Source organism: Achromobacter deleyi (assembly GCF_013116765.2).
Lineage (GTDB): Bacteria > Pseudomonadota > Gammaproteobacteria > Burkholderiales > Burkholderiaceae_B > Achromobacter > Achromobacter deleyi_A.
Map to the genome: position 1 here is coordinate 4,990,992 of NZ_CP074375.1, position 12,385 is coordinate 5,003,376.

General features: G+C 57.8%; 9 protein-coding genes. 2 read left to right on the plus strand and 7 right to left on the minus strand.

Going from position 1 to position 12,385, the window contains the following annotated elements:
• Positions 1-6: 6 nt before the first annotated feature.
• Together HLG70_RS22595 and HLG70_RS22600 are read left to right on the plus strand one after the other, a co-directional pair.
• Positions 7-1,287 carry an NAD-dependent epimerase/dehydratase family protein gene (locus HLG70_RS22595; protein ID WP_171666982.1) on the plus strand — a complete coding sequence of 427 codons (1,281 nt, stop codon included), beginning with the start codon at positions 7-9 and terminating at the stop codon, positions 1,285-1,287.
• Entirely contained in the window at positions 1,284-2,879 is a 1,596-nt protein-coding gene (locus HLG70_RS22600; protein ID WP_171666981.1) for an FAD-dependent oxidoreductase, read from the plus strand. Before HLG70_RS22595 ends, HLG70_RS22600 begins: the two co-directional genes overlap by 4 nt.
• On the opposite strand, the gene HLG70_RS22605 is transcribed toward HLG70_RS22600, so the two are convergent.
• From HLG70_RS22605 to HLG70_RS22635, 7 genes are all read right to left on the minus strand, one after another.
• Entirely contained in the window at positions 2,876-3,721 is an 846-nt protein-coding gene (locus HLG70_RS22605; protein ID WP_171666980.1) for a polysaccharide deacetylase family protein, read from the minus strand. The two genes, HLG70_RS22600 and HLG70_RS22605, sit on opposite strands and share 4 nt — an antisense overlap.
• A gap of 43 nt (positions 3,722-3,764) precedes the next feature.
• Entirely contained in the window at positions 3,765-4,697 is a 933-nt protein-coding gene (locus HLG70_RS22610) for a GNAT family N-acetyltransferase (RefSeq protein WP_171666979.1), read from the minus strand.
• A 77-nt stretch (positions 4,698-4,774) separates the two neighbouring features.
• Positions 4,775-5,614, minus strand: coding sequence for a class I SAM-dependent methyltransferase (locus tag HLG70_RS22615; RefSeq protein WP_171666978.1), 840 nt, complete (start codon positions 5,612-5,614; stop codon positions 4,775-4,777).
• A 104-nt stretch (positions 5,615-5,718) separates the two neighbouring features.
• Positions 5,719-6,729, minus strand: a complete 1,011-nt coding sequence (locus HLG70_RS22620; RefSeq protein ID WP_171666977.1) for a glycosyltransferase family 2 protein — start codon at positions 6,727-6,729, stop codon at positions 5,719-5,721.
• Position 6,730: 1 nt separating this feature from the next.
• The gene (locus HLG70_RS22625) at positions 6,731-9,169 is read right to left on the minus strand and encodes a hypothetical protein (protein ID WP_171666976.1); all 2,439 of its coding nucleotides are present in this window, start codon (positions 9,167-9,169) and stop codon (positions 6,731-6,733) included.
• Between the two features lie 11 nt (positions 9,170-9,180).
• Complete coding sequence (locus tag HLG70_RS22630; protein ID WP_171666975.1) at positions 9,181-11,271, minus strand: hypothetical protein; 2,091 nt, start codon at positions 11,269-11,271, stop codon at positions 9,181-9,183.
• Between the two features lie 10 nt (positions 11,272-11,281).
• Positions 11,282-12,376 (minus strand): hypothetical protein, encoded by a 1,095-nt coding sequence (locus HLG70_RS22635; protein ID WP_171666974.1) that lies wholly within the window; start codon positions 12,374-12,376, stop codon positions 11,282-11,284.
• Positions 12,377-12,385: the final 9 nt, after the last annotated feature.

Consider the following 12,385-nt stretch of genomic DNA (forward strand, 5'->3'; position numbering starts at 1 on the left):
CATTCAATGAAGTTGTTGATTACCGGAGCGACCGGCTACATAGGACGGCGGCTGGTTGCGGCCGCGTTGGGGCGGGGGCACCAGGTGGTGGTTTCAGGTCGTAAACGTCCCGAGGGGACCGACGCCGAATGGATGCATTTCGACTTGGCGAATCCTCAATCGGTCGAGTTGCCAGAGGGGCTGGACGCCGTGGTTCATTTGGCGGTGGTGACATCGCCTAATGCTGAGTCCGAGACATCGGAAGTCGTCGCCGCGGATTCATTGCTCGACGCCACGGCACGCGCGGCGGTTCCTATCCTGTTCGTCTCCAGCCAGACTGCGCGGGCGGATGCGCCCACCGCATATGGCCGGAATAAGTGGCAGATCGAGCAATCGGTGTTGGCGCAAGGCGGGTGGGCGGTGCGCCCGGGTCAGGTATATGGGGGGGCGGAAGCCGGTCTATTCGGAGTCCTCGTCAATGTCGTGCGGCGGCTCCCCATACTTCCCGCGTTTGTTCCCGCACCGCGCGTCCAACCGGTGCATGTTGATGATCTGGTTTTTGCCCTGTTGAGCTGTCTTGAGCGTCGACCGAAATCCGGTATCTTTCAGATCGCCGAACCTGACCCGGTCAGCTTCACGACCTTCCTGTCTTCGATCGCACGCGGCCGCGTCAGGCGCAGACGCATTTTCGTTCCCGTTCCCGTATTGCTTGTGAGGGCTGTCCTCACGGCGTTGGGTCCGGAGCGGAGCCGCCGGATAGGGCTGGATCGTCTGCTTTCCTTGTTTGCGCTGCCCCCAATGCGGACGGCGCCCGACCTTGCCCAGCTAGGGGTCACTCCCAGGCCTTTGGTCAGCGGCATGGCTTGCTCGGGCTCGGCGCGGCGTCGCTGGCTGATACAGGAAGGGCGGGCAATGTTGACTTATGTGCTGCGCGAGGAGCCTGGCCGTGAGTTGATTCGTCGATATGTGCGCAGTGTCGAGAGTTTGCGCCCGGTGGGCGCACTCGATTTGCCTTCCTGGTCGCTGCGCTTTCCCTCGCTGCTTGCCCTGCTGGAGGGCGGGGCGTTGTTGGAGGTTGACCTTCGGCCGGAGTTTGCTTGGCGGCTTAACGCGGCCGTGACGTTGGCCGAAGCCACTCCACAGGGAGCTCGTCGTTGCCTGTGGCTGGGCGGCCGACGTCAGGGGGGGCTGATCAAGGCTCTTTACGTGTGCCGGGCTCTGGTGGGCGAGGCCCTCACCCGGATCGGAAAATTACTGGTGATTCCCGTGGTCGTTGGTCTGAAGGGAAAGAGGGGCGAGCGAGAGTGAATCAGGATTTTGACGTCGTTATTGTGGGAAGTGGTCCGGCCGGTGTCTCGGCCGCCTTCCCATTGCTGGACGCGGGATTGCGCGTTCTGATGGTCGACGGTGGAAAGACGCCGCCAGTCCCCGCACCCGCAGGGCAGTTCCTGGATCTGCGCCAGCATCGACGCGATCAATCCGATTGGATGGTCGGCTCGGATTTCCATGCACTACGCCATGATGGTGCAATTTCACCAAAATTCCGAACGCCCACCCAGGCCTATGTTTTCGAGGACTATGCCAACGTCAATCGCATCGAGGCCGAATCCTTCATTGCGGTGGGCTCCTTGGCCAGAGGTGGGCTGTCGAATGCTTGGGGATGCGGCGTCGCCAAGCTGTCCGCTGATGAATTGTCGGATTTTCCTTTCCCGCCCCAGGCCCTTGACGCTTCCTACGAAGCGGTGGCTTTGAGGATGGGCGTAAGCGGAGCCGCGCAGGACGACCTGTCTTCCGAGCTTGGACTGGACCAGTACGCACAACCACCGGTGCCTCTGGATCCCCTGCAGGACAGACTACTTACGCGGTACGAAACGCGTCGGCAGGCTTTGGTCGCCGCGGGATTTCGCATGGGACGGGTACGGTCTGCGGTATTGACCCAGGCGAAAGACGGCAGGCAGGCGTGCGACCTATCAGGCTTATGTATGTGGGGCTGTGCTCGACGATCCCTGTATTCCGCCACCGAGGATGTGCGTCTGCTGCAACGGTATGCCGGGTTTTCTTATCGCCCGGGATTTATCGTCGAGCGGGTGTTGCGTGATGCCGGATACATGGCCGTGCAAGGCGATGACGGCAACGGCAAGCAGACCTGGCGTGCGCACCGCGTATTGCTTGCGGCGGGAACGATTGCGTCCACGCGTTTTGCATTGATGGCAATGGACAAACCGTTGACGGTCGGGATGCAATCCTGTCCTACGGCGGCGTTTTTGGTTTGGGTACCCCGGGTATGGGGGCGAAGCCGCTCGGCTGCATTTGGACTCGGGCAACTGGCATACACGCTGGACCTCGGCGCGAGCCAATGCAAGGGCTACGGCGGCCTGTTCGATACCACGGGTATTCCGATGGCGGAATTCTCGAAATTCATGCCATTAGGAAAGCGCTTTGGAGTTGATCTTCTATCCTCCCTGCTGAGCTCCTGCGCCGTGAGCAATCTGTTCTTGCCGGGACGCCTTACCAAAGCTGCGCTTTCCTTGCGGCAACATGATGTCCTGCACGTCAGCGGACAGTACGATGACGAGGTGCCGAAATTGATGGCGCAAGCCGCTACGCACCTGCGCGCGGCCTTTCGCCAGATTGGGGCGTGGGTGTTACCCCGGAGCTTTACCGTGGGGCGTCCCGGTTCCGACATTCATTATGCTGCCTCGTTTCCCATGCGTCATCGCCCGGATCCAGGGCAGACCGATCCGTGGGGCGAGGTGTGCGGCGTGCAAGGGCTGCACATCGTTGACGGAGCGAGCCTGTCCAGTCTGCCGGCCAAGCCGCACACCCTTACGATCATGGCTAACGCCGATCGCATCGGACGGCATGTGGCCGCTGGTCTCGTGGGTGAAACGCGCGCCTAGAATTCTTGCGCCGGCTTGGGCGCATAGTCATACGTGGGCAGCGTATGCGAAAACCTGGAGACCCAGGCATCTAGCGTCGTTGAGGATTCCGCATCTACCACGCGCAGAATTTTGCGCATGGTATTGCGTCGGTTGAACCATAACAACACGCTGGTCCAAAGGGCTGCGCCGGATATTCGCGCGTATGGTTCGTCGGCGTCAAAGTCGTAGGGGTGGCAGTATGTCCAGAGACATGACGTATCCGACGCCTGGCGTAGCAGCCTGTTGATCAGGGTTTGCGGCACATATCTGAGGTAAAAACCTCCCAGGTAGGGCAGGGTGGCGCCAGCCAGCTTGCCCACCGGGCACGGAAGTTCGACCAGGCCGTTTGGCCATTTGAAGGGTTCTTGCGGCGTGTTGGGAAAGCCGTATAAGGGCGTCCTCGTCGGCATCACGCTTGAAGAATAGGTGAATCCGAGGTGGCGAAGGTCCTCCACAAACCAAGCCGTGCGCTCGACCAGGGAAAAGATAGGTGCCCGGAATCCCGTGACCTCTTTGCCAACGCAATCCTCCAGCATACGCTTGGCGCGCGCCGTACTCTCTCGCAGTTCCCCGGGTGACTGTTTGTCCAACGGAACATGATCCAGGCTGTGGCAGGCGATTTCGTGGCCCAGTGCGGCGATTTCCCGCAACAACGCAGGTTCCTTCTCGGCTATCCGGGCAACCGTGAACACCGTCCCTTTGATGTTCCGTTCGGCGAGCGTTTCCAGCACCCGACGGGTCACGTGGGGATACCTGCTTGTACTGTCGTATCGGCCGAGATGGTCTTCGAGGTCGAGCGTAAAGAGGACGTGCTTGGTCATCATTGACTGGGGGTAGGGTCGAGGGAGCACTGACGGCGCTGCGTCAATACGCGTCGAAGTCGAGAAATTCGAAGGTGCTGAAACTGATCTCTGCCGGGCCTGGCATCGAGTCGTTCAAGCGCCGATAAATGAGATTGAGCGGCGAGGGTAGCAGGCGGCGCGGCAGGGGAAGCCCGCGCGGTGACGCTTGAGCATTGAAACCCGAATAAACGAAAAACGGACTACGGTGGAAACCGGCAGCCTTGCGCAGCAACGCCTTGCTATCCACCTGATCAGACGGGGAGTGCGGAAGGAACTTCAGCGCCACGACGGCAGGTATGCTGGCGGCCAAGGGGGCTGTGGTCGTGACGAGAGTGCCCGTACGGTGCGTGTGAACAGCATACTTGGCGCGGGGGCTTGATAGCCTCCAACGCAGCTTGTCGCCGGTCCAGTTCTGGCATACACCCGTGGTAGCCTGGCCTGACTCGATTGATGCGCAGATTGCGCCGAACTCCTGGCTCTGCAAGAACTGCGGTGTCACCTGGTGGGAGGTTGTGTCGCCCCGGCCCATGGGGAAAACCGCGCCGGCAACAACGGGCAGCGGGCAGACGAGCTTGAAGCCAAGCCGCCGGAGGAACCCGGGCGTCGAGTTGGCATTCGCCACGCCGATGATTGCCTGAACGCCCTGTTCGGCGGCTCTCGCATAAGACTCTTCGGCCTGTTTGGTAAAAAGCCCCTTGCCCCGCGCCTTTACATGAATCGCCGTATTGAGAGAAAGCGCAAGAGGCTTGATTTCCTGTCCGAATCTCCATGCTTGGGGCACTACCGTGTAGTGCCCTAGAAGCTCACCGTCCTCGGAGTAATCGCTGGGGATATGATGACCGTCTGGCGCAGAATGATAAAGCCACTCTAGGTAATCGTAGGAGAATGCACTTTCCGGGAACACAAGGTTCAGAAGTTGCATCTGGCTCTGAAGGGTAGGAATTTTGTCGGTCATAACAAATATATTTCGCGAAAAAGGGCGGTATCGGGGGATGTCCGAAATGGACCGCCGATTTCGGTTCTGACCGCTGTTCAGGCTGTGCGTACGACGGCGGGTTTTAGTCGTTTAAAGAACGAAAATCGCTCTGGACTTACGCGTGCCGCGATTGGTATTGAGCATCCGTTCGGCCAGTGAATTCCCAGTTCAAGATGCGGCTGGCTATAGATCGTGATGTCATTGAATCCCGCTGCAACCAGCTCTCGTATCAAGGACGCCTCGGAGAAAAGTCTCATCTCCAATGTGGTGCCGGGCCCGCCGTGGAAACAAAGGTCATCAAACTTCTCGTGCGCACCTTGCCGAGTAATATTGTGCAATATCCATTTGCCGTCGAGCTCCTCGAGTCTCCAGTCATGCAGGTTCGGGAACCATTCCTTGGTTTCCGCCTTGGGCTCTCCGGGGCGGTCAAACGGAACCGAAATAATGAAGACGCCATTTTTTTTCAATAGTCGCCTGGCATTTGTGAACGCCTGGCTGATCGGAGGCGCAACATGCTCAAATACGTCTGTCGATACCACGAAGTCCAGTGACGCCACCATTTTTTCGTCGATATTGGTGATGTCTAGAAACGGCTCTTGATGATAATACGTGTTGATGTACTTGACCTTGTGCGCCAAGCGATGCGCATAACCATCCCAGCAGCTCATTCCGATCCCCACGATGTCCGGCCGTGGGGGATATATATCATCTATAGGCATGCTTTTGCCAAACAGTTCAGCGGTCAATATCTGAACCATGGCGCGCATGCGTACTGTCGAGCCGCAACTGGCGCACGACGCCTCTTCTCGACTGAGGCTGGTGGAAGGCACTTCGTTCGCGGAACTGCAAATGTTGCACTTAAATTTTACTCTTTGGCAAAAATCCGGCGTGTTCATTTTAATGATCCCCTAAAATACGCCACGAGAAAAATTGTCACTGCATAAAACAAAATGGTGCGCGAATAAAACCAATCCTGCAGGCCCCAAAGTGAAAATCGAGGCTACTTCGTAGAGCCGTTTCGCTGCTTTTTGCTTTTCGCAAAGCGGGTTTGGCGATGAATGACTCTTCTAGGCACTTGCGCTACATCGTGGCCAACAAATGCGAGCAGGAATTGCACTCCCATCAGGAGGGAGACCGTCGCCAGCATGATGGTTCCGACAGGCGAGGGAATGTTGTGATGGGCCGACGAAATCCAAGTGGATCCACCAAAAAATATAGCAAACAAGAGAAGCGCTATACCCATAGGCAGCTCAAGCGACGCGAGCGACATGTCGCGAAGGTAGTAGTTGTAGGCAATTCGCTTGAATGCGTTCCGCATGTGCTTTGCCATGAACTCGCCAATGATCTTGGAAACCTTCAGATTGCTGACCTCATCTCCATAACTGGCGTCCATGGGGACGTCCACCACGACGGCGCGCACTATATTCAGGCGGAACAGTATGTCCGTCTCAAAGAAATAGCGTTCGCTCAGCTTGTGAAGCGGAAGTCGGCGCAGCACGTTTACGTGAACCGCGGTATAGCCATTGGTGGGATCGAACAGGTCCCAGTAGCCGGACGAGAACTTGGCCATGAAGGAGAGCATCGCGTTGCCGAATAATCGAATTTTCGGCATGCCGTGGATTTCTTCAAGATCGTAGAATCGATTGCCCTTGGTGTAGTCCGCCTCGCCGCTGACGATTGGTTCGATAAAATCCGGCAACAGTGCTGGATCCATTTGGCCATCGCCGTCGATCTTGACCACGATATCCTGGTCTTCTTCGATCGCAGCGCGGTATCCGGTGATGACCGCGCCTCCAACACCCTTGTTCTTGTCGTGGAAAATGACACGTACCCGCGGATCATCGCAGTTTTCTTCGACAAATCGGCCGCTGCCTTCTGGGCATGCGTCGTCCACCACGTAAATGCGATTGCATTCCGGTCCGATGCGGGAGATGACGCCCAAAACGTGACGCGTTACTTTGTACGATGGGATAACGACCGCAATGCGCGGCTGGACTGGGGTCTGGATCATATCAATTGAGTTCCACATGCAAATCTTCCACGATTGCGGAGACGCCATCACGGGTAGTAATGTAAGGTTGCCCTTGTCGCGCATTCACGGGCACTACTACCGCTTCGGAGAACGTAAAAGCCTCCTTGCGGCAGGCAATAAGTCGATAATAGGGACTGCCGCTATCCCAGTTCACCTGGGCAACAAAGTACCCTGTATCGCTGGTGCAGCGTAGTTGTACTGTGTACTTGATCTGGTTTGCAATGCCTATCGAGAACCAGTCAAATGGCCTGGGCTGGGTTGTAGCCTGTATCGTCCGTTTCGAGGCTTGCGGCTGGTCGGTCTCAGACGCAGCCAGCGCAGCTTGGAGATCGAACCCATCGCGATAGCGAATCGCTTCGGTGCCGACGCGGTACAAGGCGAACGACCCTGCCTGATCTATGGCGCCGCCGTGGTTGGCGAGATACTCACGCAGAAATGTGTCGGGGGTAGAGCCCGATGCAGCATTTGCCTGATTGGTGATGACGAAATCGACCTTCTCCTTGGCGAGGAATTCAGCAACATCCTGGCTGCTCTTGATCGCTTGATAGCGTGCCACGCGGCCGGGTGTGTACCAGTTCACGTATAAGGGGGTGCCGTGCAGGGTGGCGCCGTACGGCGTCTCGGGTGGGTACAGGACCCGCGCACCAGGGGCAATGCTATTGATCTTGTCGTTCAACTTGGCGGCAGGTGCAAAGGTGGTGACGAGCCGGTCGCGTCCTGTATCGGTAAAGGCGGATTGCGCAGTGCCTTGCATGAGCCATGAGATGCCGCGGAAAGCATACAAATTCAGGGCAATGCAGGCCAGCGCCAGTAGAACGAACAGCGATTGCAACGCCCGGCGCCTGCCCATGAATAGTCCGGCCATGACCACAACTGCGAGCGGCATCACCGGAAAAAGATATCGCCAATATTGAATGGCGGAAAACATGATTATTCCGAATCCGAGCATCGGAATAACAGCCAGGCGAAGCAGCGGCGAGCCGCCCTTGAATGCCAGGGCAATCAGTGCGAAGGGCAACAGGAACAGATATTGCCAGCCCGCGACATAGTTCGCCGATTCAAAATACCCGGACGTGTTGAAGAACGCATTTACGTAATTATGAAAAGAAAACCCCTTGACCCAGGTCGTATCAATGAAATTTTCCGGACTGAAAAAAGGTGAGCGGAAGATGGCGTTGTAGAGCGGGAACACGGGGTTGCCGGTGAGGCGCCATGCAAAGGCATAGTTATGCAGCGCCGCAAAGCCAAGGATCAACAGCGCCAGCAACGCCCAGAGCACGCCTTCTCGTCGTGGCAGCACCTCGCGCACGCCGGTACGCAGGATCAGCGTCATGATGCAGAGTACCCCCAGCGCAGCTGCGGGCAGTTTCACGGCGGCGCACAACGCCGCGCAAGCCAGAATGCCCCAAAGGTGCGTGGCGCGTCCTTCACCCGCGCCGCCTATCAGAGCCATGGCGGCCATTGCTATCACGGCCAACACCAACTCGGTCTGCAGCGAGAGCAAAAGCACGCCCAGCATCGGCGTGCTGGCCATGAGGACAAGGAGCAGCCATTGCACTAGTGGACGAACGCGCGCCAGATGCAGTACGTTTGCAATCAGTGCCAACAGCGACAAACCCAGCCCTAGATTCCACGCACCGCGGATGTCTTTGCCGGCCATAAGCGAAAGCGCGGCATGCACCAGATCAGAAGCAAACGGAGCGAGCGACCAGATTTGGTTCACAGGATCCAGTTCTGCCTTGTGTTGTGTGGCAAAACTGGTCCACAAGCGAAGGCGCATCGCATGGTCGTCGAACATCACGCTCGGAAAGCTGCTCCAGCGCAGGACCCAGCCGATGGCAGCCAAACCGGGCAACCACGCCCATGCAGGAATCGACTTTATCCATTCCCCGGTAACCTGGAGTCGCGTGCCGATCGCATGGCGGTATTGGTCAGCGGAAAAACGGAGCAAGGGGGCTAGCGCAATCATGCACAGACCCCAATAGACGCCGCGGTAATTGATCCTGTAGTGAAGCATCAGGCTCCACGCGCCTATCCAGATCGCAACGCCAAGTACGACCGCCTCCAATGGATGACGCAGCGCATAGCCAGGGTCTTTATGAATGCGATCGAGCAAGAGCCCGCCCAGCGTCCAAGCGCTCACAGCCCAGGCGCAGACGACGGCCAGATTGTCTATTCCCACGCCCAGGCCCAGCCATCCGAGGACGACGGCGAGCGTTATGGAATTGGCGTGCCGCCGTGTCAAGATGGACAGCAGGATGCCCGTGACGAGGACGCCTGCCGTCCATATCGCTCCATCGTATTGAGCAAATGACGACCAGGCTGCTTCTTGCCACAAGTAGCGTGGCGCAAGAAATATCAACGCGCAGAGTATCGGCCAGGCAAAAATCTTGGCCATACTGATAAAGGGGCTTTGCACTTGCGCTCTCTTTAGTTAGACGATGTGAGCGGCCCGAGAGGGCCACCCACGTGGTACAGCGTGAAAGGCCCCACTTGATCGATGAGACGGCCTCGGCTGACCATGTATTCGCGAATCAGGCCGTTTGGTATCTGTGTGGGGCCCGTGTCCGTCTGGTTGATAATGACAAAATCGGGACGTTCCTTGGCGATGAAATCGGCAGCGCCGCCGGCATCTCGAATTCCCTGGAAGCGGAGCGAGCGCGCGGGGGCATACCAAGGCGTATAAATGGGCTGGCCATGAAGTGTTGCGCCAGCGGGAGACTCGAACGGGTAGAGCACACGCGAGCCAGGGGCGAGGGTGTTTACCGTTTTGGTCAGGGCTGCTACCGGTGCGAAAGTTCGCAGCATCCACTCGCGTCCCTTCTCGGTAAATGCACTCTGTGCCGGCGCTTGCATCAAACCGGATATGTTGCGGTAGTAACGCATATTGAGCCCGATGCAAAGCACCGCCAGCAGCATAATGACGATGCGCAGCCTCGGCCGCTTGTCGATGAAAAGAACGCCCATCAATACGGTAGCCAGCGGCATGACTGGAAACAAATATCTCCAATACTGCGCGGCTGCAAACATCGCTATGCCGAATCCTAGTAGCGGAAGTAGGACTACGCGAAATTGGCGAGCCGCTCCCGGCAGCAAGGACACTATCAGCGCAATCGGCAACAGGACAAGATACTGCCAGCCAGCGGCATAATTGCCGGACTCGAAATATCTGGATGTCTCGAAGAAGGCGCCTACGTAGCTGCTTAGGGAAAAGCCCGTGGACCAGGTTGTGTCATGGAAGTTTGACGGGGGGAAAAAAGGCGACAGGAAAATGCCGTTGTAAAGCGGGAACACCGGGTTCCGTGTGAAGTTCCAAGACACGCCATATGCATGCAGGGCGACGAACGCCAACATGAACAGGGTCAGCCAGGCTGTCATATTCAGCCAATATCGAGGCATGAGCGTGCGGATCCCGACACGTGTCGCCAGGGCTGCAATGCACATGACCCCCAGCACCGCGCCAGGAAGCTTGATCGCAACACACAGTGCGGCGCAAGCCAACACTCCAAAAATATGGCTGGAGCCGGCGCGAGTGGCGCGAATGATCAAGGACGATGCCACCAGGGCGACGACCGCGAGTGCCAACTCTGTCTGCAGAGATAGCAACAGGTTCCCGAACATCGGGGTGCTCGCCAGCAGAATCAGCAAGAGCCATTGCCAGCGGGGTCGTATGCCGGCCTGTTGCAGAATGCCGGCCGTCAGCCCCAGGGTCATTAAGGCGAGCGCCAGATTCCATGCTCCGCGAACGTCGTCGCCTGCCATCAAGGACAAGGCGGCATGCAACAGATCGGAAGCAAAGGGGGCCACCGACCAAATCTGATCGGCTGGGTTGAATTCCGCTCGATGTTGATGCACGAACGTGGTCCACATACGGAGATGCAGAGCATGATCGTCAAACATCACACTGGGCAGGCTGCTCCAGCGCAGCACCCAGCCAATAATCGCGACGCCGGGCACCCACATCCACAATGGAATGGAGCGTACCCAGTCTTCGAAATCGGTTAGCCGGCTGGTTGCCGCGAGGCGGAGAGCCCCTTTGGGGAGCGACCTCAAGTGGGCGAAGGGCAATAAGCACAGTCCCCAGTACACCCCTCGATAGTTGATTTCAAAGTGGAGCATGACGCCCCAGACGGCAAGCCACGCGGCGGTGCCCACCACCGCGGCTTCGACAGGAAATCTCAGTGCGTAACTTCGATCTCCGTGTATGGCGCCGAGCAGCATGCCCCCAAGCGACCACGTTGCGGCGAGCCATATGGCCACCACCGCAAGATGGTTCAAGCCCACCCCAAGGCCGATCCATCCGAGGACAACTACCAGCAGCAGTACATGGGCGTGGCGAAGCGACAGGATGGCAAATGCCAGGCCTGTCAGCACAACCCCCACTGCCCAGATTGCATCGTCGTGCCGGCCGCGTAACGGCCAAGCTGATTCCTGCCACAGGTAGCGCATGCCGATCAGCGCCAATCCACAGAGCAGCACACCGCCCAGACCCTTTGCCGTGTAGCTATAAGTGTTTTGCAATGGATTCTCTTTAGCCGATAACTGCTAGCAGATGTCTTCGACCATTTTCCGCAATTTCTGCTAGCCGTTCGAGAACGATGAAGTTGCTCGCGACCATTTGCATATATTCATCGCCCACCGGCAAGCGGCACTCGGAAAAAGCTTCCATTGGCGCGTAGCGCATTCCCAAGTCGACGAAATCTCCTACTTCGGGCGTGCCCATGATAGGTAAAAGACCGAAACTGAGATATTCGATCAGCTTGGTGGGACATGCGACGCGGTTTAATACATGGGATTCTCGGCACAGAATTCCGTAACTGCTTTCGGAATAAACGAGCCTGACTTCAGCGGGTCTCGCCGCATAGATGGATAGTCTCACGTCATCAACGGGGCAGCCCCTGGCAAGAAACTTCTGCCGGAATGTCTCGGGTTCGTGCGTCAATATCTTTGTCGTGTAAACGGACAATGAGGCGTGAACCGATTCCACAATGCGGTCGACCATCTGCCAGGCTTGCGCGCCGCCCGCGTATACCACCGTCCCGTCGGGTTGGCGTGCTGCCATTCCGCTTTTACGGGCTTCCGGAAATATCGGGCATACGATATTCAAACCGTCAGCCCAGGGGTACTTCTCGCTGAAGTGCGCCGACATCCGACGCGTAACATAGATGCGCGCGTCCGCCTCCAGTACCGCCCAGGATTCAAGTTGGCCAAGAACCTGCGCGGATTCATCGTTACCCATGAATGCCGTCTCTTCGGGCACCACTCCGTGCATGTCCACGATGAACTTGCCACCACGCAAGCTTGCCAGGCTGCGGATTTGAGGGTGGGCCAAAGGGAGGATGCTATGCGAATAGACAGCCGCGGCGCGTCGGAATAGTTGAACGGCCGAGCTGCCATATTGGTCCCCGATCTCCAGTTCCAGGCAGCCATCTCCCAGCTGCCGAATGTGTTGAGCGGATCCGAGCGAGGGGTTTATTTTTACGTATACGCGATTGCGAGCGCCCAAATATGAGTCGACCGTGGCAACACGCTGGTGATAACCCTCGCGCGGCTTGTCATCCAGGGGGTTGACGCCGTTCGCTAAAACGATGACCGGGTCTTGTATTCGATGCAGGATGTCTTGCATACCATCGGA

Excerpts from the sequence above, each read along its gene's own strand:
- HLG70_RS22595 (WP_171666982.1), top strand. The coding sequence starts at position 7 with ATGAAGTTGTTGATTACCGGAGCGACCGGCTACATAGGACGGCGGCTG.
- HLG70_RS22615 (WP_171666978.1), bottom strand. The coding sequence starts at position 5,614 with ATGAACACGCCGGATTTTTGCCAAAGAGTAAAATTTAAGTGCAACATT.
- HLG70_RS22610 (WP_171666979.1), bottom strand. The coding sequence starts at position 4,697 with ATGACCGACAAAATTCCTACCCTTCAGAGCCAGATGCAACTTCTGAAC.
- HLG70_RS22635 (WP_171666974.1), bottom strand. The coding sequence starts at position 12,376 with ATGCAAGACATCCTGCATCGAATACAAGACCCGGTCATCGTTTTAGCG.
- HLG70_RS22605 (WP_171666980.1), bottom strand. The coding sequence starts at position 3,721 with ATGACCAAGCACGTCCTCTTTACGCTCGACCTCGAAGACCATCTCGGC.
- HLG70_RS22620 (WP_171666977.1), bottom strand. The coding sequence starts at position 6,729 with ATGATCCAGACCCCAGTCCAGCCGCGCATTGCGGTCGTTATCCCATCG.